At 64.1% G+C, this 19,738-nt stretch carries 18 protein-coding genes, 2 rRNA genes and 1 pseudogene (1 of these 21 only partly in view); 12 read left to right on the top strand and 9 right to left on the bottom strand.

Annotation, left to right across the window (positions count from 1 at the left end; genetic code table 11):
- The 3 genes from VF34_RS03890 to VF34_RS03880 all read left to right on the top strand — a co-directional run.
- Window positions 1-938 (top strand): 23S ribosomal RNA (locus VF34_RS03890) (it extends 2,217 nt beyond the left edge of the window).
- Between the two features lie 135 nt (window positions 939-1,073).
- Window positions 1,074-1,190 (top strand): 5S ribosomal RNA (rrf, locus tag VF34_RS03885).
- Between the two features lie 135 nt (window positions 1,191-1,325).
- The gene (locus VF34_RS03880) at window positions 1,326-1,928 is read left to right on the top strand and encodes a DUF6188 family protein (RefSeq protein ID WP_045840887.1); all 603 of its coding nucleotides are present in this window, start codon (window positions 1,326-1,328) and stop codon (window positions 1,926-1,928) included.
- Here the strand turns inward: VF34_RS03880 and VF34_RS03875 are convergent.
- Window positions 1,907-2,656, bottom strand: a complete 750-nt coding sequence (locus VF34_RS03875) for a YqjF family protein (RefSeq protein WP_231578183.1) — start codon at window positions 2,654-2,656, stop codon at window positions 1,907-1,909. The genes VF34_RS03880 and VF34_RS03875 overlap by 22 nt on opposite strands.
- A gap of 24 nt (window positions 2,657-2,680) precedes the next feature.
- A complete protein-coding gene (locus VF34_RS03870; RefSeq protein WP_032384770.1) occupies window positions 2,681-3,349 on the bottom strand; it encodes an SIMPL domain-containing protein in 669 nt (222 codons plus the stop codon).
- 86 nt (window positions 3,350-3,435) lie between these two features.
- Here VF34_RS03870 and VF34_RS03865 point away from each other — a divergent pair, with 86 nt between their 5' ends.
- Complete coding sequence (locus VF34_RS03865; RefSeq protein WP_045840886.1) at window positions 3,436-4,428, top strand: isopenicillin N synthase family dioxygenase; 993 nt, start codon at window positions 3,436-3,438, stop codon at window positions 4,426-4,428.
- On the opposite strand, the gene VF34_RS03860 is transcribed toward VF34_RS03865, so the two are convergent.
- Complete coding sequence (locus tag VF34_RS03860; RefSeq protein ID WP_228139261.1) at window positions 4,422-4,850, bottom strand: DoxX family protein; 429 nt, start codon at window positions 4,848-4,850, stop codon at window positions 4,422-4,424. The genes VF34_RS03865 and VF34_RS03860 overlap by 7 nt on opposite strands.
- A 34-nt stretch (window positions 4,851-4,884) precedes the next feature.
- Between VF34_RS03860 and VF34_RS03855 the strand changes: the two genes are divergently transcribed.
- On the top strand, window positions 4,885-5,976 hold the full coding sequence (locus VF34_RS03855; protein WP_045840955.1) for a DNA polymerase IV: 1,092 nt from the start codon (window positions 4,885-4,887) through the stop codon (window positions 5,974-5,976).
- A 1-nt stretch (window position 5,977) separates the two neighbouring features.
- On the opposite strand, the gene VF34_RS03850 is transcribed toward VF34_RS03855, so the two are convergent.
- Window positions 5,978-6,670, bottom strand: a complete 693-nt coding sequence (locus tag VF34_RS03850) for a TerD family protein (RefSeq protein ID WP_045840954.1) — start codon at window positions 6,668-6,670, stop codon at window positions 5,978-5,980.
- 140 nt (window positions 6,671-6,810) lie between these two features.
- On the opposite strand from VF34_RS03850, the gene VF34_RS03845 reads away from it, so the two are divergent.
- Window positions 6,811-8,289: a carboxylesterase/lipase family protein gene (locus VF34_RS03845; protein WP_045840885.1), complete on the top strand. Its 1,479-nt coding sequence runs from the start codon at window positions 6,811-6,813 to the stop codon at window positions 8,287-8,289.
- Window positions 8,290-8,336: 47 nt separating this feature from the next.
- Here VF34_RS03845 and VF34_RS03840 read toward each other — a convergent pair whose 3' ends face one another.
- Both VF34_RS03840 and VF34_RS03835 read right to left on the bottom strand, forming a co-directional pair.
- The gene (locus VF34_RS03840) at window positions 8,337-10,088 is read right to left on the bottom strand and encodes a pyruvate dehydrogenase (protein ID WP_032384069.1); all 1,752 of its coding nucleotides are present in this window, start codon (window positions 10,086-10,088) and stop codon (window positions 8,337-8,339) included.
- A gap of 205 nt (window positions 10,089-10,293) precedes the next feature.
- Window positions 10,294-11,406, bottom strand: coding sequence for a YbfB/YjiJ family MFS transporter (locus VF34_RS03835; RefSeq protein WP_045840884.1), 1,113 nt, complete (start codon window positions 11,404-11,406; stop codon window positions 10,294-10,296).
- Window positions 11,407-11,537: 131 nt separating this feature from the next.
- Between VF34_RS03835 and VF34_RS03830 the strand changes: the two genes are divergently transcribed.
- The 5 genes from VF34_RS03830 to VF34_RS25815 all read left to right on the top strand — a co-directional run bounded on the left by VF34_RS03830 (window position 11,538) and on the right by VF34_RS25815 (window position 15,243).
- Window positions 11,538-12,401 carry a hypothetical protein gene (locus VF34_RS03830; protein WP_045840883.1) on the top strand — a complete coding sequence of 288 codons (864 nt, stop codon included), beginning with the start codon at window positions 11,538-11,540 and terminating at the stop codon, window positions 12,399-12,401.
- A 91-nt stretch (window positions 12,402-12,492) separates the two neighbouring features.
- Window positions 12,493-12,792, top strand: a complete 300-nt coding sequence (locus VF34_RS03825) for a type VII secretion target (protein WP_032388477.1) — start codon at window positions 12,493-12,495, stop codon at window positions 12,790-12,792.
- Window positions 12,789-13,772, top strand: a complete 984-nt coding sequence (locus VF34_RS03820; protein ID WP_045840882.1) for a hypothetical protein — start codon at window positions 12,789-12,791, stop codon at window positions 13,770-13,772. The genes VF34_RS03825 and VF34_RS03820 overlap by 4 nt, the downstream gene beginning before the upstream one ends.
- A complete protein-coding gene (locus tag VF34_RS25170; RefSeq protein WP_032375306.1) occupies window positions 13,769-14,716 on the top strand; it encodes a hypothetical protein in 948 nt (315 codons plus the stop codon). The genes VF34_RS03820 and VF34_RS25170 overlap by 4 nt, the downstream gene beginning before the upstream one ends.
- Before the next feature lie 17 nt (window positions 14,717-14,733).
- Entirely contained in the window at window positions 14,734-15,243 is a 510-nt protein-coding gene (locus VF34_RS25815; protein ID WP_196249600.1) for an LpqN/LpqT family lipoprotein, read from the top strand.
- 1 nt (window position 15,244) lies between these two features.
- Here the strand turns inward: VF34_RS25815 and VF34_RS03805 are convergent.
- Window positions 15,245-16,170, bottom strand: a pseudogene (locus VF34_RS03805) (ABC transporter substrate-binding protein).
- A gap of 76 nt (window positions 16,171-16,246) precedes the next feature.
- Window positions 16,247-18,544, bottom strand: a complete 2,298-nt coding sequence (locus VF34_RS03800) for an ATP-binding cassette domain-containing protein (protein ID WP_045840881.1) — start codon at window positions 18,542-18,544, stop codon at window positions 16,247-16,249.
- Window positions 18,545-18,940: 396 nt separating this feature from the next.
- Between VF34_RS03800 and VF34_RS03795 the strand changes: the two genes are divergently transcribed.
- The gene (locus VF34_RS03795; RefSeq protein ID WP_045840953.1) at window positions 18,941-19,144 is read left to right on the top strand and encodes a hypothetical protein; all 204 of its coding nucleotides are present in this window, start codon (window positions 18,941-18,943) and stop codon (window positions 19,142-19,144) included.
- A 7-nt stretch (window positions 19,145-19,151) separates the two neighbouring features.
- Here the strand turns inward: VF34_RS03795 and VF34_RS03790 are convergent, their stop codons facing one another.
- Entirely contained in the window at window positions 19,152-19,691 is a 540-nt protein-coding gene (locus tag VF34_RS03790) for a DUF2231 domain-containing protein (protein ID WP_032388485.1), read from the bottom strand.
- Window positions 19,692-19,738 lie beyond the last annotated feature (47 nt).

Here is a 19,738-nt window from a genome sequence, read left to right as displayed (position 1 = left end):
TGCACGAATGGCGTAACGACTTCTCAGCTGTCTCAACCATAGACTCGGCGAAATTGCATTACGAGTAAAGATGCTCGTTACGCGCGGCAGGACGAAAAGACCCCGGGACCTTCACTACAGCTTGGTATTGGTGTTCGGTTCGGTTTGTGTAGGATAGGTGGGAGACTGTGAAGCGGTGACGCCAGTTACTGTGGAGTCGTTGTTGAAATACCACTCTGATCGTATTGGATACCTCAACCTCGGACCATGATCTGGTTCAGGGACAGTGCCTGGTGGGTAGTTTAACTGGGGCGGTTGCCTCCTAAAATGTAACGGAGGCGCCCAAAGGTTCCCTCAGCCTGGTTGGCAATCAGGTGTCGAGTGCAAGTGCACAAGGGAGCTTGACTGTGAGACTGACAAGTCGAGCAGGGACGAAAGTCGGGACTAGTGATCCGGCACCGGCAAGTGGAAGCGGTGTCGCTCAACGGATAAAAGGTACCCCGGGGATAACAGGCTGATCTTCCCCAAGAGTCCATATCGACGGGATGGTTTGGCACCTCGATGTCGGCTCGTCGCATCCTGGGGCTGGAGTAGGTCCCAAGGGTTGGGCTGTTCGCCCATTAAAGCGGCACGCGAGCTGGGTTTAGAACGTCGTGAGACAGTTCGGTCTCTATCCGCCGCGCGCGTAAGAAACTTGAGGAAGGCTGTCCCTAGTACGAGAGGACCGGGACGGACGAACCTCTGGTGTGCCAGTTGTTCCACCAGGAGCACCGCTGGTTGGCTACGTTCGGAAGGGATAACCGCTGAAAGCATCTAAGCGGGAAGCCTGTTCCAAGATGAGGTTTCTCACCCCCTCGAGGGGGTAAGGCCCCCGGCAGACCACCGGGTTGATAGGCCAGAACTGGAAGTACAGCAATGTATGCAGGTGACTGGTACTAATAGGCCGAGGACTTACCACAAAGAAGCTACGCGTCCACTGTGCAATATCTGAAACAACACACGAGTAGTTGTTCAGTAACACAACCGAATACACGAATCCGCCACCCCACACGTGTGTGGGTGACAGGTTCGCTCGTGACACTGTTTCGCAGAGTTACGGCGGCCATAGCGGAGGGGAAACGCCCGGTCCCATTCCGAACCCGGAAGCTAAGCCCTCCAGCGCCGATGGTACTGCACTCGACAGGGTGTGGGAGAGTAGGACACCGCCGAACACAACATCCCAAAATGCCCCTCACCACTCGTGGTCAGGGGCATTTTGCATTCGAAACCACTACCCACACAACACGATCGAAAGAACGCGTGCGCACTGTGTACCGCGCTGGATTCGTGTGGCACAGTCGTGTTCGATGAAACTTCCCGTCGACGGCCAGCGCGTCCACAAGGTTCTGCTCGATTTCGATCTGACCATCGAATTCGACAGCGGTGCCACTGTCGCGTTCAGTGAAGTCGTCGTAGATGATCTTGTCGTCGACGAAGACAATCAATTCGAGGGACTCAGGGCGTTCGCCGTGTTGCTCGGTCTCGTCTGCGATGATGCCGAGTTCGACGAATCCGGTGTTCTCCGTCTGACATTCGACGGACGGACGCGAGTTGTGGCCCATCCACGACCCGAGGTCGAGTCGTGGGAATTCTGTGCGGCCGACGGGTCGACCGTGCTGTGTGGTGCCGAGGGCACCGTCGAATCGTGGCCGGCACCGCCGCACCGAAGCGACGAAGTATCCACTCGGGAGGGTCTGCCCTCGATCGGTGCGACCGTCGTTCGGATATCTACCGGCGACGATGCTTCAGTAGAATTCTCCGACGGAACTTGCCTGAATTTCGATCTACCGCTCGACGCGGGTTACTTGGTGCTTCGGGAGAGCGTTACTGCCAGTTCCGAGGCGGGCGGGGACTGGGTCGTCGAGTTGTCGTCCGGGCACGTCATCTTCTACCGACCACGCACCACATAGGGCTTGCCGAACTGAGTTGCGACCCCGTCCGAGTACAGCACCGAGTCGGGTGTTCGAGTACAGACCCCCGGTAGACCCGCAGTCTCAACCAACTGATCCGAGCAGTGGGTCAGTTCCGCGTCCACCAGGGCCCAATGTCGATGCACGTTCGGCACGTACAGCAGGCGTCCGCCCAGCGCGGTGTGCAGTCCCCACCGTGCGGTGAGGAAGACCGCCAGCGGGTCGTCGGACATGTCGCGTGTGCCCCGGACGATGCCGAAGTCCGTCGTCGCACCGCGTTTCGGCGGTGCCAGCCGCCGGCTTCGGTAGGAAATTGCTCGCTTGTCGTCGTCGATATCGATCGATGCCCACCGGTAGGGGATACGTGCGGCATTGGTGCCCACGACGACTGCGAGTCGGGTCGCCTCGAGGGAGCGAAAGACGACACCGCGTCGGCCTTCTGCGTCGATCGAGTACAGCCGTACATTGATCTCGCCGAAGGTCCCGAAGTACGGCACCGGGTGCCGATATCCGAGACCAGCACCGACCATGTGGAACCCGATGAGACCGACCCACGACGAACCGTCGAACTCGTCCGGTACGCACCCGTCCGGTAACAGCGGCGCTACAACGGAACTCGGTACTCGCCAGTGTAGGAAGACGAGTCGTTCCCACCGCTGGTCCATCAGAATCGGACGAGGCAACAGCGGTGGCCGGGGCCAGAGGCGTCGGGCATCGTCGCGGTTCATGAAGTCGAGGGTAGGCGAGCCACGTCAGGAGGCGGTGAACCTGGCGTGCACGCTGGCGGAGATCGTGATGTTCTCGGGCTTCAGGGCGAACGCGGCGGGCCCGGATTGTGCGGCAAGCATGCGGTGGGACGGCTCGGTGACGCCGCGTTCGGCAGACCCCGTCAGCAGTCCGGGATCGGCAACGGCCACGGCCGTCACATTCACCCTTCCCAGGCTCGACGCATAGGCCTCTGCCTTGGACACAGCATCCTGCACTGCACGTTCGCGGACCTCATGGGTGTGGGCTTTCCTGCTCGGTTCGGTGAGGTCCCAATCGAAGTGGTCGATCGAGACCCCGTCGAGAGCGGATGCCGCGTACACGAAGGCATCCACCAGGTCGAGTTGGCTGAACTTCACTTCGACGGACGCTTCGGCCTGATAGACGTACGGAAGTTGTTCGCCGTCCTGATTGAACGGGCGGTGACGGGAACGCCGAACCTGATCGATGGTCCATCGATCGATCGGCCCGTGTTCACTGTTGTAGAGGGGTTCGATGAGGCGAGTGAGCTCACGTACGAGTTGCCCCGCAGGCTCCGACGCGGACTCGGCGCTGCGGCCGTCGGTACGCACCGTCAGGGACAACGTGCATTGTTCGGGTGGGTAGGTCACCTCGCCGTGACCGACGACGGTGATGTCGAGTGCTTCCGGGCTCATGACGTCCAGTCTGGCATCCAGGCACGGGGATTCATCGAATCTCAACACTGCTGGCCGACGCGTCAGGTGCGGAGGACAATCGGGTCATGCTCCCTGTTCTCGATCTCGAGTCGTCCGAAGACGACCCACAGACCTTCCGACGGGCTCTGCGCGAGGCAGCCCACGACTCGGGGTTCTTCTACCTCGTCGGACACGGCATCGGCACCGACCGGATGGCCGACGTGTTGCGTTCGGCGCGGGCATTCTTCGCGGTGCCCGACGCCGTCAAGGACAAGATCAGTCAACTGAAGAGCCCACACTTTCGCGGCTATTCGCGAGTGGGCGGCGAGCTGACCAACGGTCGGGTCGATTGGCGCGAGCAGATCGACATCGGTCCCGAGCGGCCGGCGATCGAGCATGCGCAGGGCTACTGGAATCTGCAAGGACCGAACCTGTGGCCGTCCGAACCCGAGGGCTTCCGCGAGACGTTCGAGCAGTGGGAGCGATCGGTGTCGCAGATCGGACTCGCGCTGCTCCGACATTGGGCGGCCTCTCTCGGCGCGGACGAGCACGTGTTCGACGACGCGTTCGGCACCGCGCCGGCAACGTTGATGAAAGTCGTGCGCTACCCGGGTACGCCGGATCACTCACAGGGTGTGGGTGCGCACAAGGATTCTGGGGTGTTGACGCTGCTCCTGGTCGAACCTGACTCGGCCGGGTTGCAGGTGGAGACGACCACGGATACCTGGGTCGATGTGCCGCCTCTGGAGGGCGCATTCATCGTCAACATCGGCGAGCTGTTGGAAGTGGCGACGGGCGGCTACCTCCGCGCGACGCGGCATCGGGTGATTGCCCCCGGGCCGGGTACCGACCGGGTATCGGTGCCGTACTTCCTCAGTCCCGCACTCGATGCCGTCGTACCGATCATCACGCTGCCACCGGAACTGGCACGGCACTCACGTGGCGTCGAGGACGATCCCGCCAACCCCATCTACGACACCTACGGGGCGAACGCCTGGAAATCCCGTACGCGCGCACATCCCGACGTGGCTCTGTTGCACCACGGCATCGTTCCCGCCGGGCACAGCTCCGCTCAGTGACGCTGGCTGCGACCCTCATTCGAGGCGCGCCACTGTGCCCAGGCGCCGGTGCACCACAGCGCCCACACGATCAGAAGAGGTTGGAACAGCAGTCGGATGCCGCGTGCGGCATCCGAGTCGAGACCGAACGCGTCGGTGTGCGTGACGAATTGAGAGATGTTTCCCGGGAAGACGGCGACGAAGAAGGCGGCCACCACCCATCCCACGAGCGCTGAGCGAGCAGTCCAGAACAGGAGCGCAAGACCGAGAACGATCTCGACGACGCCCGAAGCCAGGACGACGAAGTCGGTGTCGACGGGCATCCATGTCGGTACCTGGGCCGCGAAGGTACTGCGTGCCCAGAACAGATGGCTCAGACCGGCGAAGACGAGAAATGCTCCCAGCACGATCCGGCCGATGGTCCGAGATATCGATTTCGTCATTGCGCCATGAGACACCACGGGCACACTGGTGACCATGACCGGGACCACCACGACCGAGCATGCGTCGACCGATGCCACTCGGCGGCGCTGGGTACTGCACGTCGATCTCGACCAATTCATCGCAGCGGTCGAGGTGCTGAGGAACCCCGACCTCGTGGGCAAAGCCGTCGTGGTCGGCGGCAGGGGAGATCCGACCGAGCGTGGGGTGGTGTCGACAGCGTCCTACGAGGCACGGGCGAAGGGCGTCGGATCCGGAATGCCGCTGCGGATCGCAGCGAAGAAGATTCCCGACGCCGTTTTTCTTCCCGTCGACAAGCCGGCATACGACGAGGCGTCGGCGACGGTGATGGACACGCTGCGTTCCCTCGGGGTGGTGGTGGAGGTGATCGGCTGGGACGAGGCCTTCCTGGGCGTCGAGACCGACGATCCGAGGACATTCGCCAGGACCGTGCACGACGCGGTGTTCGATGCGACCGGGCTGCATTGCTCGGTCGGGATCGGCGACAACAAGCTTCGAGCTAAGATCGCCACCGATTTCGACAAGCCTCAGGGTATCTACCAACTCACCCAGGACAATTGGTACGAGGTGATGGGAGAGCGCGGCACCGATGCGCTGTGGGGAATCGGCAAGAAGATCTCCACCCGGCTTGCTGCACTCGGTATCACCACCGTCCGTGAATTGGCCGATGCGGACGACGCAGACCTCGCCGCGGCGTTCGGGCCGAAGACCGGGCCGTGGCTCGGTACGAAGGGGCGGGGGATCGAGCTGTCTCCGGTGACGTCCGAACCGTGGGTCGCGCGATCACACAGTCGGGAAGTCACGTTCCAGACCAACGTCGCCGACTGGACCGTGATCAGGGACGAGGTCGCGAATTTGACGTCGAAGGTGCTCGCAGACATCGAAAACGAGAATCGGCCTGCGGTCCGCGCCGCACTGAAGATCCGGTATGCCCCGTTCGAGACGCATACCGTCAGCGCCCCGATCGCGGGCCCGCCAACCTTCGATGCAGCGACTCTCACGTCGGCCGCAGTGGCCCTGGTGGATCGGCTCGACCACAGCCGAGAGGTTCGCTTGATCGGTGTGCGACTGGAAATGGTTCCGCCGCAACCGAAACCAGCGTCCTAGTTCACTTTCGGCCGGCAGCCCACTTCATTCCCCAGCCGTACTTCTTGTCGAGATCGGCTTGGCTGCCCTGGATGTACTCCACCTCGCGCGTCACGGTGATCCCGGCGGACGTGTTCTGCAGCAACGCGATCGAGCAGATCCGTGCCGAGTTCTCGGCCGAGTCCAGGCGAACCTCCACCTGCGGGCCGCTGGTGGGATACAGGGTCACCACGCCGTCGACCGCAGCCCAGTTGGGCGCGCCGTCGTAGATCATCGCGAAGATCAGAATGCGCGTGAACTTGTCGGGGTCGGCGAGATTGATGTGCATGTTCTCCCCGCCGCTGACCGAACCCGAGCGGTCGTCGCCGTCGAGCGCGATGAACGGCGGCTGCTGCAACGAACCGAAGGTGTTTCCCAGTGCCTGAACGACGCCCTTGGAACCGTCCCGCAGCTCGTAGAGGCAGCCGAGGTCGAGGTCCACCCCTCCGGTGCCGTACGACGCGGCGGCCAGCTTCGCCAGAAAGCCTTTCTTCTTCGGTTGCGCGGCAGGTGCGCCGCTCGACCAGTTGAGATTCACCCGCATCGACCCCTGCTTCTCACCGGACTTGGTCAAACTGATGGTGGGCGACGCCTTGGACAGCGTCACCTTGCTCAGATTCACCGACGCGGCGGGCTGGGCGGGCTGAGAGGGCTTGCGGGTGTAGTCGATGGCCATCGTGGAGCCTTCCGAAACGGTCGAGTTCCGGATCGCGATGTCCGGTTTGGGCGGTCCGTCGAGAATAACCGCAACCGGGGTCGACGACGTGGGCCGGGAGTGCACTATGGAGTTCTCACGTTCGAAACCGAAAGGAACCGATGAACCCGGTCGTAGAGGTCGCGCAAGGGAAACTCAGTGGTCGCACAGTTGCGGGGGTGAGCGCCTTCAAGGGAATCCCGTACGCGGCACCGCCCTTCGGTGCACACCGCTTCCAGGCACCACAGCAACCCGAGTCGTGGGAGGGCGTCCGGCAGGCCACCGAATTCGGCCCGACGGCTCCGAAGCCCGGATTTCCCAGCCCGATCGACCAGATTCTGTCCGAGGTGGCGATCGACGGAGACGATTGCCTGAACTTGAATGTCTGGACGCTCGACGTCGAGGCTGCGGGGTTGCCGGTACTGGTATGGATTCACGGTGGGTCGTTCACCAACGGCAGCGGCGCGGTACCCACGTACGACGGCACCGCCTTCGCCCGCGACGGAATCGTGTGCGTCACCATCAACTACCGATTGGGCGTCGACGGATTTCTGGCGATCGACGGAGCGCCCGCCAACCGCGGTCTGCTGGATCAGGTTGCGGCGCTCGAATGGGTGGCCGCCAACATTGCGGCGTTCGGCGGCGACCCCGCCCAGGTGACGGTTGCGGGGGAGTCGGCGGGCGCGATGAGTGTGGGCACGCTGCTGTCGATGCCTCGCGCGAAGGGGCTGTTCCGCCGCGCCATCCTGCAGAGCGGCGGCGGGCACCATGTGCTGACGGAGGAGACCGCGAAGAAGGTCACCGCGGCGTTGGCGTCGGACCTCGGTGTGGAACCCACCGTCGACGGTTTCGGTTCGGTGCCGGTGGCGGACTTGACGGCCGCGCAGACCGCGCTGTCGAATCGTATTGCCAAGCAACCCGATCCGCGTCTGTGGGGCGAGCTGGTCCTCAATGTCATGGCGTACGAGCCGCACATCGACGGGGACGTGGTGCCGGCCCGGCCGATCGATGCGATCGCCGCCGGCTCGACCGCAGACGTCGAGATCATGGTCGGATCCAACTCCGACGAACACGCGCTGTTCTTCGTACCCAGCGGCGTGTTCCGGCACATCGACGAGAATCTGCTGCGCATGGCCATGGCGGGCATGGGTGCCGACGCAGACCGGGTGCTCGAGCTCTACCGCGCCGACACACCCGACGCCACCGCAGGTGAGGTCATGATGGCCGCGATGACCGACTGGTTCTTCCGAATTCCTGTCATCCGTATTGCCGAGGCTCGTTCGGGTTCCGCGACGTATATGTACGAATTCGCCTGGCCGTCACCGTCGTACGAGGGCAAGCTGGGTGCCTGCCACGCAATCGAGATCCCGTTCGTCTTCGACAACCTCGCCGAGGGCACCGGAGGGTTGCTCCTCGGGCCGAACCCTCCGCAGAAACTCGCCGACCGGACTCACCGCGCCTGGGTGGACTTCGTCACGGCAGGCGACCCGGGCTGGGCCCCGTACGGGTCGGAGCGAACGGTCATGACATTCGACGAGGAGTCGGCTTCGGTGCAGGATCCTCGTGCGGCGCAGCGGGACCTGTGGGACAAGATCCGGTAGACGACAGCACCGGTGGTACATGCCGTACCACCGGTGCTGGGTCTCGATCAGGGACGCGGAACGTTACGCAGGTTCGACTTCGCCATCCGAACTGCTTCTCCTACACCGCCGTTGAGAACCACCTTGCTCATCGCGAGCGCGAAGCCCTTGAGCTGCTCGCCGGTGAGGGTCGGCGGCACCGACAGTGCCAGCGGATCGGTGATCAGTTGCACCAGGGCAGGCCCGTCCGTGGCGAACGCGGTTTCGAGTGCGCCGCGAATATCACCCGGCTGGTCTACGCGCTGCGCGTGAATGCCCGCAGCCTTGGCGATTCCGGTGTAGTCGACCTGTGGCACGTCTACACCGAAGTCGGGGAGTCCGTCGACGAGCATCTCGGCCTTGACCATGCCCAGGGTCGAATTGTCGAACATGACGATCTTCACCGGCAACTTGTACATCGCCACGGTGAGGAGTTCGGAGAGCATCATCGAGAATCCACCGTCACCCGAGATGGAGACGACCTGACGGCCCGGGTGCGCGAACTGCGCCCCGATGGCGTGCGGTAGCGCGTTGGCCATCGAGCCGTGCAGCATCGACGCGACGAAAGCTCTTCTGCCGGTGGGGTTGATGTATCGGGCGGTCCACACGTTGCACATACCGGTGTCGGTGGTGAACACGGCATCGTCGTCGGCCAGATCGTCGAGCACGGACGCGGCGAACTCGGGATGGATCGGGACGAGCTTCTCGGCATTGCGGGTGTACGCGCCGACTGTCTTGCCCATCAGATCGTTGTGCTTGTCCAACCACTTCTCTGCGTACCGGCGATCGGTCTTGCGAGTGACCAACGGAGCCAACGCGTTCAGAGTTGCACGCACGTCTCCGTGGATGGGGTACTTCACCGAGGTACGGCGACCCAACTTGGTCGGATCGATGTCGATCTGCGCGGTCGCGACATCCTCGGGAAGAAACTGTTGGTACGGGAAGTCGGTGCCGAGCAGGATCAACAGATCCGCGTCGTGGATACCGGCGTGTGCAGCTCCGTAGCCGAGCAGACCGGTCATGCCGACGTCGTACGGGTTGTCGTACTGAATGAACTCCTTGCCGCGCAACGAATGTCCGACGGGAGCGCCGATGGTGTCGGCGAATGCCACGACCTCGTCATGGGCGCCCTTGACGCCGTAGCCGGCGAAGATCGCGACCTTCTCGGCATTGTTGATGGCGTCGGCCAGCTGTTGGATGTCGGCGGCGGGCGGAGTGACGACGGGAGTCGACGGAATGGCGATGGGATCCATTGCGCCGGCAGCGGACAACTCGGCGATGTCACCGGGGAGCGTCACCACCGATACTCCGCCGCCGGTGATCGCTGCGTTGATCGCAGCGCGGAAGACGCGCGGTGCTTGCTCGGCGGTGGAGACGAACTCGTTGTACAGCGAGCATTCGACGAACAGGCGATCGGGGTGCGTCTCCTGGAAGTACCCCGACCCGATCTCGCTGCTGGGAATGTGGGATGCGATCGCGAGAACCGGTGCGCCGGAACGGTGTGCGTCGAACAGCCCGTTGATCAGATGCAGATTACCCGGTCCGCAGGAGCCGGCGCACACGGCGAGGGTGCCGGTGGTCTGCGCGTCCGCCGATGCCGCGAACGCCGCGGCTTCCTCGTGGCGAACATGGATCCAGTCGATGCCGCCCTTGGCCGATCCTCCGGTCCGACGCACCGCGTCGACCACCGGGTTGAGACTGTCGCCGACGATTCCGTAGATGCGCCGAACTCCGGCGTCGACGAGTCCGCGAACGAGTTGATCGGCCACTGTGGTGGACATAGTTTTTCTCCTCGGATGTAGTAGCGCGCCTCGGGGTCGATGTGCCCTGTGCGCATTCTCGACGCCTTCCCGGCGCCGAGGGTGTACGAAACATCCTGGGTAGGTACGCGTGAACCGTCAAGAGCGAAGGCCCTGGTCACAGCTGACGCGATCTTCGTCACCTGGGCTTTTTCCCGTCAGCACCCAACCGAATGTGGGGGTGGCCTCACGCCGACATCCGCAGTATCCGCACAGAAGCCACGGTTCCCAGCACCAGCACGCCGGTCGCGATTGCGAAGGCGGTCGAGTAGGAGTCCCCGATCGCCGGCGCGACGACCAATGGACCCACCACCTGCCCGACGCCGTAGACCGCCGTCAGCGTCGCCGCGGTACGGCCGATGGGAAGTGTTTGCGCTGTGCTCATCGTCAGCATCGTGATGCCCATGAACGTTCCCCCGAACAACAACGCTGAACATACGGCGGCAAGGGTGTTCCCGGTCAGTGCGGGAAGCACTGCGGCCACGGTCTGCAATGCGAACGCTGCTACCAGAGCTTTGCGCAGGCTGGTTCGGCGTGCCACCCCTTGCCACAGCACCGTCGCCGGTACCGCGGCGAATCCGACGACGATCCACACAACCGGACCCACCGACGTGCTGCCGTGGCCACCGACCGCCGCAACGAGGAATGTGCCGACGACGATGTACCCGAGGCCCTCGAGGAAGTACGCGACGAGCAATGTCCGCCACACCGCGCGGGTTCCGGCGTTCACCTCGCCCGCCTCGGACCGCCCTGCAGGCTCGGGGTGTACCCGAAGCGTCCACGCCGGGGCGACGAGCACCGCAGTCAGTATCGCCGAGCACAACCACAGCGCCTCCCACGACAGATGTGGTCCGGCGAGCAACGTCAGAATGCCGGACGCTGCAATACCTGCACCGACGCCGCCGAACGCGATTCCTGGTGACGCACCGTCCGCTCTGTGCTTGGTGACGGTGCTCGCGCAGGCGATGAACACCGCGGCACTCGCGAGGCCGGCCAGGAACCGCAGCGCCGAAAACGTTGCGGTGGAATGCACTGCAGCCATCGCCAATTCGCTTGCGATGAGCACGAGCGTCCACAGCCTGAACGACGTCGTCGTATTGATCGACGGGCGCACCGACAACACGATCGCGCCGACGAGGTAGCCGGCATAGTTCGCGGTTGCGATGACGGCACCGCTGCTCGGTGTCACCTCCGCTGCGTCGACCATGATCGGTAGCAGCGGCGTGAACACGAATCGCCCGACGCCCATCGCGGCCGCGAGTCCGGCCGCGGCAGCGAACGATAATCGACGGCCGTTCATTGCGATCGCCCTCCTAAGTCGTTAGCCGCGCCAACGGTACGCGTTGGATCCCCGTCTCATCGAACCGAGCAGCGGGGAACCGATCGCACCACCGGTGCGTCCAATACCTGATACCGACTGTGGGGGGACGCATGAGTGAGACGAAGTACACCGACGCAGAACGACCTATCTGGGTCCCGTACTGGCCGAACACGTTGGGCCGCCTGTGGCAGGCCGTCATCGCGATTGTCGCGGTGGTAGCCATTGCGATCTATCGCGGACGGCTCGAGGTGCAAGGAAGCGACAATGGGCACACGATCGGATCGATCGCTCTACTTGCCCTCATGGCTTGCGTTTGGATCGGCATTAACGACAACGTGATTCGATGGGGAATCCCCGTCCGATTCGTTCGGCGCGTCGAGGACCACGCGCTCGGTAGCGGCGTCTCCATTCCGCCTCGGACCGCCAAGCTCTGGTTGATCACGGTCGCGTCCATCTTGATGTCAGGAATGGGGGTCGCCCTGTCGAAGAGTGACGTGTTCGGCGCGGCTGGTATGCCGATTGCTGGAATTGCCATCGTTGTACTGGTGGCGACGCTCGGCTTCCGCAGCAGCGTCGAACTGCGTTTGTTCGCGGACGGATTTGTCAGACGCAGACGGTCGTGCATGTTCTTCTTTCCTCGCACTCACGACATCCTCGTGCGCTGGGACGATGTGGAGCAGTACGAGGCCTCGACGTACCGAACGTCAGAGAAGCGGGGGAGTGGGTTCACCGAGCCCGTACTGTATGTCCGAGCGACTGGGCTCGATATCGAGCGTCCCCGCGACCGGTTGGATCAACCGGACCGGATGGCGATTCGCATCCATTTGCTCGCAGCCGAGCCGAATGCCGTTCTGGCATTGATGAAGTGGTGCACAGAAGGCCCGGTCAACCGGATCCGCATGACCGGCTACGACTCACCCGACCTGCTGGTGCCACCACCGCTTCGTGAGCGACTGGAACTGTCGCGGTCCTAGCTTCGGCACGGAACCGATAACGGGCTCGCTGCGTCAAACCCGATGACGCCGATTCACCGGGCGTCGATACGGTGCGACTCGGGGGAGCGTCATGACAGTGAATGTGGATCCAGTGATCCTGCGGCAGTTCTCGAATGTGCTGTCGGGAACGGGGGAGGTGATCGCCGAGTTGGACACCCTCGCCCCGTTCCGAGCATCCGAGAATGCGCTGCAGGGTACCGACTTTCGCGCAGCGTGTGCGGCAGCGTCCGCAGCGGCTGCGGGAGCTGTTGCCGCTCTGGCAGGCCGAGCCGAATGCGTTGCGGACATCGCCCGTGGTGTCGCGCAGAACTACGAGATCACCGACGACGACCTTGCCCGCCGCCTCGCTGCGATGGACCAGCCGAAATGACCCCGACCGTGCCGCACGTCGCCGGCTGGGAGCCGCAGTCGATGCGCAAGACGATGATCGAACTGGCCGAGATAGTCGAGCGCGTCAACGGCCAACGAACCGGGGTCTTGGAAGAGCAGGACACACTGGCCGAGACGTGGACCGGCGACGCGGCACGCGCCGCAGCCGATCGCGTAGTGGCCGAATGCTCCCGGATGAGCTCCGTCTGCAGCGAAATCGACTCGCTCGCCGCTGCATTCGAAGGTGCAGCCGATATCGTCGAGGCCGCCCAAGCGCACGTGCAGGCTCAGGTGTCCGCGGCTACGACGAGCGGGTTCGCGGTACGGGCCGACGGTGTGGTGAATCCCGAAGGGATGATCGCGCTGATTCCCGACAGCCTGGGTGACGAGAAGACGCGTCGAGCCGACGAACTGCGTTCTGCAGCAAATCAATTGACCGAGGACATCCAGAGTGCTCTGCGCCAGGCCGAGAGTGTCGCTCTCGACGCTGCGCAGCAGCTGGCCGAGCCCACCGAGGTGCTGACGGCGCTCGCCCTCGACAATCCCACCGGAAAGTTCGTCGAGAACCCGGACGGGTCGTTCTCCTGGATGCCGGACTGGCCGTCGACCATCGCGGCGTCGGTCGTCGGAGGCATGGCCGCCGTGACAAGGCGGGCGCTGGAAATACCCGGTGTCGAATCCGTCGACGACGTTGCCAAGAACATCGGACGCGGGCTCGGGGTCTTCGGAGTCGTTGCGGGTGCGATTCCCGGAATTGCGGGAAAAATCGACGAGGGCGTGAACCCGGCCGAGGCCGTGATCGTCGAGGCGACGCCGATAGTCGCGGGAGCAATTACGACCTGGGCGTTCGGAGCCGTGGGTGGCATGGCGGGTTCCATTTTTCCGGGGCCCGGCACGGTGGCCGGCGCTGCTGCCGGGATCGCTCTGGGCCAAGTCGTCAGCTACGGCGTGGAGAAGTTGTTCGAGGCGGCAGGAAAATGAGCGAGATCAGAGACGATCGCACGCCCCAGACCGAGGACGTGCTGCGTAAGAGCCTGGTAGCGCAGAAGTATCCATTGTGGGTGCGGACGTGGCGCAGTGTTCACCTGGGTTGGCTGGTAGCTCTCGGAGTTTCGTCTGCAGTCCTTGCCGCGACGATCGTGGCTCCGGTTCTCCTGTTCGGGACGCTTTCCGGGGAGACCGTTCTCCTCGTGTCGCCGCTGGTGCTCGCGGTGCTGATACCGCTCGCAGCGGCCGTGGTGTTGTCCGGCATCGGGTCTGCGCGGCTGTCGCTGTTCGTGCGACCGGTGACTGTCGCCGGAGTCGGCCGAGGCGTGGCAGTGCCGGGGCGGGGGACTGTGTTGTATCGCAGCGGAATACTCGCATTCGCGTTGGTGTCCGGCCTGTCCTACATCCACTGGGGAGGAGACGCACGGGTAAGTACAACGCGTCACGACCTGGGCGTCGTAGTCATGTCGCACTTCGGCGCTCCGATATGTCTGCTGTTTTTCGCACTGAGTGTGCTCGTCGTCAACCGGACCCGAATTTCACTGCATCCCGATGGCCTCGTGGAGGAGATCTACCGGCGCCGCGGATGGAAGGCCACCACTGCAATCACGGTTGTCCCGTGGGACGGGATCGTCGAGCTGCAGCCGCGGACGCATCCGAATCCTGCGGTGTCGCATTCACATTGGTACCCCACCATCCGAGTCGTGTATCGCGACCCTGCCGGTGGAACGGATCAGGTGCTGGTCCTGATGGCGTGCGAGAAGAAGGTCGAGCCCAACGCACTGCTGTCCGTACTGCAGTGGTGTCGGGCCAATCCCTGGGGCCGTGCGCAGCTTGCCCACGACGACGCGCGAGAGCTACTGCGCCCGCCTCGATTCCTCGATCGCATCGAAGCAGACCGAGCGGCGTCGATGTCGGGTCGACGGGACGTCCAGTGACAACTCGGGAACAATCGATGCAGGGCGTTCTGCAACAGCGTGGTGTCGAGCTCGCGCCCGTACATCTCGACGAATGCGCAAGGTTCGGTCTGGAGCTCCCTGCGCTGCCGGGGTGGGATCTCGTTCCTGCGCATCTGTTTCCGCACGCCACCGCGGTGCTGTGTTCTCCGGCAGATGCGGTCGACGGGTTCGTTCCCAACGCGGCAGTCTTGACCGGAAAGTTGACGCGGTCACTCGATCCGCAGACCCTGCTGGCTTGTGGGTTCGGCGACTCCCGGGCACTTCCGGAATGGATCGACGTCAGCTACGACCGCGACCCGTTCTGCGGTCTACCGTCCGTTTCGATTGCGGGTCGGTACGAGTGGGAGGGTCGGACGTTGTTCGCCCGGACCCGGTATGTCGTCGTCCACCACATCGTCGATCAGTACCTCGTCCAACTGACGGTTACCCTGCCCGACCAGATGAGGTCTCGCTTGCTTTGGGCGACAGGTGTATTCGTGGACGAGGTTCGTATCGGGCATCGATAGCTCACGCAGGGATCTGTTGTACCACCGCAGCGACGGCCTCTGCCTGGTCTGCGATACGAGGGCCCATCGACTCGACAGGTCCTCGTCCATCGGGAAGATCCGGCCGTCGCGGACGGCGGTCATCGATCCCCAACCCGGTCGCGACGAGACGGAAGCGGCTGTGACGCCACAGCATTGGGCGTCGGCAAGAAACACCACATCCGGGTTCGACGTGATGACGGCCTCGGCGGCGAGCTGCGGGTAGTCGCCGGCGTCGGAACCGTCGGCGACGCTGGTGAGTCCGAACAGACCATAGATCTGCCCGACGAAGCTCGCACTCGTCACCGTGTACAACGTGTCATCGAGTTCGTGGAAGTACGTCAGCGGCGCCTCGCGGGTCGGGACGCTCGCGACGGCTGCATCGATCCGGGCACGAGTCCGGGACACGACGGCACCGCCGTCGGCGTCGTGGCCGGTGGCGTCCGCGACGCGCTCGATCTGCGAGTAGGCGTCGTCGATGCTCGTCGCGGCAGGCAGCACCAGCGTCGGAACGCCTGCCTCGGCCAGTGTCGACGTCACGAGGCCCAGGTCGGTGGAGGCGATCACCAGATCGGGGTTGTACGCCACGATCGCTTCGAGGCTCGGGGTGAACGCCGACAACCCTGTCTTCGGAGCATCGGCGGGGAAGTCCGATTGATCGTCCACGGCCACCACCTGGTCGCCCGCCCCGACGGCGTACAGCGTCTCCGTCGCGGTTGGGCTCAGCGACACGATCTTCTGTGGAGCAGCGTCGATGGTGACCGAGCCGCCGTCCGAGCCGGACGTGATCGTCCTCGGAAACTCGCCACTCGCCGCGGGTGCCGGATCGGCGGCGGGTGGCGCGTCCGTTTCCGTGGTGCTGCATCCCGCCGCTACGAGCGCGACGACCGCGAACCCGGCTGAGATCATTCGTGCCGATCGACGCTGCACTGCCACTCCTGTGTTGTCCGGTGTCTCTTCGAACGCCAACACTATCGGGGAGCGGTCAACGCCCCAGGCTCCGTGCCAAGTACCTACCGGTGTGGGTGTCCGAGGCCACCAGCTCGTCGACCGTGCCGGTGAAGGTGATCAGCCCGCCGTTGTGGCCGCCGTCGGGACCTAGATCGATGATGTGATCCGCCGCGGCGACGACGTCGAGGTTGTGTTCGATGACGATCACCGACCTGCCCTCGTCGACCATCCCAGACAGCAACGCAACCAAGTTCGACACATCCGACGGGTGCAGTCCCGTCGTCGGTTCGTCGAGCACCAGCACCGAAGACGACCCGATCAGCTCGGTGGCGAGTTTGAGACGTTGCCGTTCGCCGCCGGACAGTGACGACAGGTTCTGCCCGAGCGAGAGGTAGCCGAGTCCGACGTCCCGGCAGCGACGAAGAATGTCTCGAATCTTCTGGACCTCGAAGAAGTCCTGCGCGTCCTCGACGGACATCTCGAAGATGTCGGCGATGCTGACGCCGTCGACGGTGTGCAGGATGGCCCCGGAGCGAAAGCGCCTGCCCTGGCACGTCTCGCAGGTACTCGTCACGGGATCGGTGAATCCGAGTTCGGTGAAGATGACACCGCTGCCCTGGCAATCGGGGCACGCGCCGTCCGAGTTGGGGGAGAACAGCGACGGCGGCTGGCCCGTCTTCTTGGCAAAGTACGCGCGGATCGGATCGAGCAGACCGGTGTAGGTCGCGGGGGACGAACGGCGTGAGCCCCGGATCGGTGCCTGGTCGATGACGACGGCGTCGGGCGCGGCCTCGCGCAGATGACCGTGGATGAGGCTCGACTTTCCGGAACCGGCGACACCGGTGACGGCTGTCAGTACCCCGAGCGGGATGTCGACGCTGACGGCGCGCAGGTTGTGGGTGGTGGCACCGGAGATGCTCAGCCAGCCCGAAGGGACACGGGGAGTGCGTATCTCGGCGTCATCACGCCGGAGCGCGACGCCGGTCCTGGTGTCGGCTCGGCGGAGCTCGTCGAAGGTTCCCTCGAACACCACTGTGCCACCAGACTTTCCGGCGCCCGGTCCGATCTCGACGATCCGGTCGGCGATGGCCATCACCTCGGGGTCGTGTTCGACGACGAGGACGGTGTTGCCCTTGTCGCGCAGCGCGAGCAGCATGTCGTTCAGGCGGTGCACGTCGCGAGGATGCAAACCGGTCGTCGGTTCGTCGAAGACGTAGAGCATGTCGTTCAGCGTGGCTCCGAGGTGACGAACCATCTTGATGCGCTGGGATTCACCACCCGAGAGCGAGGACGTCGCACGGTCCAGGCTCAGGTAGCCCAGGCCGAGATCGACGAGCCTGGTCAACTGCGTGACGATTTCGGTGGTGACGGAGTGCAGGCCCTTGATGTCCCATTGTTCGATACGGTCGGCTAGTTCGGAAACCTGCATGGCGAACGCGTCGGGCAGGGAAAGTCCTTCGAGAGTGGCACCGCGGATGGTGTCGTTGTAGCGGGAACCGCCGCAGGCCTCGCAGACGCCGCGCGTGACGATGCGCTCGAACGCGGCTTTCGCCTTGCCCTTGAGCGCATCTGCGTCCTTGACGAGGTAGCTTCGGCGGAACCTCGACACGATGCCCTCGTAGCTCTTCATGACGGCGTCGGGATTGGTCACCTCGACCTCGCCGGGCTTGGCGTCGAAGAAGAGGTGACGCTCGCGCGCCGAGTACTGCTCGATCGGGACGTCGAGATCGAACAGGCCCGAGTCGGCGAACACCCGGTACGGCCATTTGCCGACCTCGAAGTCGGGATGCTTGAACGGGCCCTCGCGCAACGACTTCGACTCGTCCACCAGTTCGCCGAGGTCGACGACCTTCGCCTCGCCGAGCCCCTCGCATTCGAGACACATCCCGGCGGGGTCGTTGAACGAGAAGGCGTTGGCGTAGCCGATGCTCGGCGTGACGGCGCGGGACCACAGCATGCGCAGCCAGTCTCCGATGTCGGTGATGGTGCCGACCGTCGACCTCGGGCCACCGAACAGTCGCTTCTGATCGACGATGACGACGGCCGACAGGTTCGCGATCAGGTCAGCATCCGGTCGGCCGTAGGACGGCAGAAACGTCTGCGCGAACGCGGTGAACGTGGAGTTGATCTGCCGCTGGGCCTCGGCGGCGATGGTGTCGAACACCAGCGACGACTTGCCTGACCCGGAGACGCCGGCGAACACGACCAATGAGCGTTTCGGCAGATCCAGGTCGACGTCGCGCAGATTGTTCTCTCGGGCTCCACGCACGACGATCGTGGACAGTGCATCGGTAGGTGGCTGGTTTTGTACTACTAGCTGGGGCTCGGTCATCGCGTTGTCGATTGCCTTTCGCCGCGCCCCGAAGGGCGTACACCCACGTTGGTTCGCGCAGTGCCGCCGCAGCCTACCGTACGGTGTACGGAAACGCCACCGGTAACGGATCGACGCAAGGAGCGATCCATCAAAGACGGCTGCTGTGGTGGGGGTTTGTCGTTACGAAAGGTCTCGATGTCGACGAGAAGGCATGTGTTCGCGGCCTGCATTGCCGTGTTGCCGATGCTGGCGGGGTGCAGCACGCCGAGCGCAGACGTCGGCACGGAGGTCGAGGCGGTGCCAGGGGGAGGCCTCACGCGCTCTACCGTTGTGCCGAGGATCGTCATTCCCGATACCCCGACGGTCGCGAGGCCCGCACCCGCAGCCCCGGCCTACATGCCTCCGGTTGTGTGTATGAATCTGCAGTCTGCGCAGAACGCGATCCAGGCGGCCGGTGTCTTCTACTCCCGCAGCGCTGACGCGTCGGGGGAGGGCCGGATGCAGGTCAACGATTCGAACTGGATTGTCGTCGAACAGGATCCGGCTCCCGGTGTCCTCATCGGCGAGGGCGAAGCCGTGCTGTCGGCGGTCAAGATCGGAGAACCGAACAACTGTTGACGGGTTTTCAGCTCGGCAGGCGGTGTCGAGCTTCGGACTCGGCCTCGCTGCCGGGGGTGCTGTAGGCGAGGTGCCCGCCGATCAGTCCGCCGAGTCCTGCGGCTGCGAGGCCGGCCGCCGCCAGAGCTTTGGCGACTCCGTCGGTCTGCTTCCGGCGACGGAGGTAGGAGCCCAGAAAGAGGAACACGCCGGTCGCGTTCGAGGCCGCGTGGATGATGCCGACCCGCCGCTGCACAGTGTTCATCGTCGACCAGTCGGCCCATCCGGTCGCTATCGCCGGAGGCGCGGACGCGAGACCCAGCGCGACGACAATTTTGGCTGCCCTGGACTGGTTCTTGACGAGATCGAGCGCGACTGCGCTGGTCCAGCTGCCGATGGTCACCGTCACCAGCGCAGGGTGGATGGGGTGCCCGATCCACCGGCCGTGCAGCGCTGATCCCACGGCACTGTCCGCTACCGCAGGTGCAAGTACGCCATGGATCGCGTCGCTGGGTCCGTCGAGAAACGAGGCAGTCTCGAGACTGTCGAGTGCTTGTTTGATTGTCATGCAACACCGAATGCCCCGTGATCGGCGAGCGAACCATCGACGTCGAA

This window comes from Rhodococcus sp. PML026 (assembly GCF_000963615.1).
GTDB lineage: Bacteria > Actinomycetota > Actinomycetes > Mycobacteriales > Mycobacteriaceae > Rhodococcoides > Rhodococcoides fascians.
This window is presented reverse-complemented; position numbering and strand designations above follow the sequence as displayed.

Coding starts and splice junctions, on each gene's coding strand:
- VF34_RS03850 (WP_045840954.1), bottom strand. CDS start 6,670: ATGGCCATCGACTACACCCGCAAGCCCTCTCAGCCCGCCCAGCCCGCC.
- VF34_RS03835 (WP_045840884.1), bottom strand. CDS start 11,406: ATGAACGGCCGTCGATTATCGTTCGCTGCCGCGGCCGGACTCGCGGCC.
- VF34_RS03840 (WP_032384069.1), bottom strand. CDS start 10,088: ATGTCCACCACAGTGGCCGATCAACTCGTTCGCGGACTCGTCGACGCC.
- VF34_RS03875 (WP_231578183.1), bottom strand. CDS start 2,656: ATGAACCGCGACGATGCCCGACGCCTCTGGCCCCGGCCACCGCTGTTG.
- VF34_RS03800 (WP_045840881.1), bottom strand. CDS start 18,544: ATGACCGAGCCCCAGCTAGTAGTACAAAACCAGCCACCTACCGATGCA.
- VF34_RS03825 (WP_032388477.1), top strand. CDS start 12,493: ATGACAGTGAATGTGGATCCAGTGATCCTGCGGCAGTTCTCGAATGTG.
- VF34_RS25815 (WP_196249600.1), top strand. CDS start 14,734: ATGCAGGGCGTTCTGCAACAGCGTGGTGTCGAGCTCGCGCCCGTACAT.
- VF34_RS03870 (WP_032384770.1), bottom strand. CDS start 3,349: ATGAGCCCGGAAGCACTCGACATCACCGTCGTCGGTCACGGCGAGGTG.
- VF34_RS03865 (WP_045840886.1), top strand. CDS start 3,436: ATGCTCCCTGTTCTCGATCTCGAGTCGTCCGAAGACGACCCACAGACC.
- VF34_RS03880 (WP_045840887.1), top strand. CDS start 1,326: ATGAAACTTCCCGTCGACGGCCAGCGCGTCCACAAGGTTCTGCTCGAT.
- VF34_RS03845 (WP_045840885.1), top strand. CDS start 6,811: ATGAACCCGGTCGTAGAGGTCGCGCAAGGGAAACTCAGTGGTCGCACA.
- VF34_RS03790 (WP_032388485.1), bottom strand. CDS start 19,691: ATGACAATCAAACAAGCACTCGACAGTCTCGAGACTGCCTCGTTTCTC.
- VF34_RS03820 (WP_045840882.1), top strand. CDS start 12,789: ATGACCCCGACCGTGCCGCACGTCGCCGGCTGGGAGCCGCAGTCGATG.
- VF34_RS03830 (WP_045840883.1), top strand. CDS start 11,538: ATGAGTGAGACGAAGTACACCGACGCAGAACGACCTATCTGGGTCCCG.
- VF34_RS03860 (WP_228139261.1), bottom strand. CDS start 4,850: ATGACGAAATCGATATCTCGGACCATCGGCCGGATCGTGCTGGGAGCA.
- VF34_RS03855 (WP_045840955.1), top strand. CDS start 4,885: ATGACCGGGACCACCACGACCGAGCATGCGTCGACCGATGCCACTCGG.
- VF34_RS03795 (WP_045840953.1), top strand. CDS start 18,941: ATGAATCTGCAGTCTGCGCAGAACGCGATCCAGGCGGCCGGTGTCTTC.
- VF34_RS25170 (WP_032375306.1), top strand. CDS start 13,769: ATGAGCGAGATCAGAGACGATCGCACGCCCCAGACCGAGGACGTGCTG.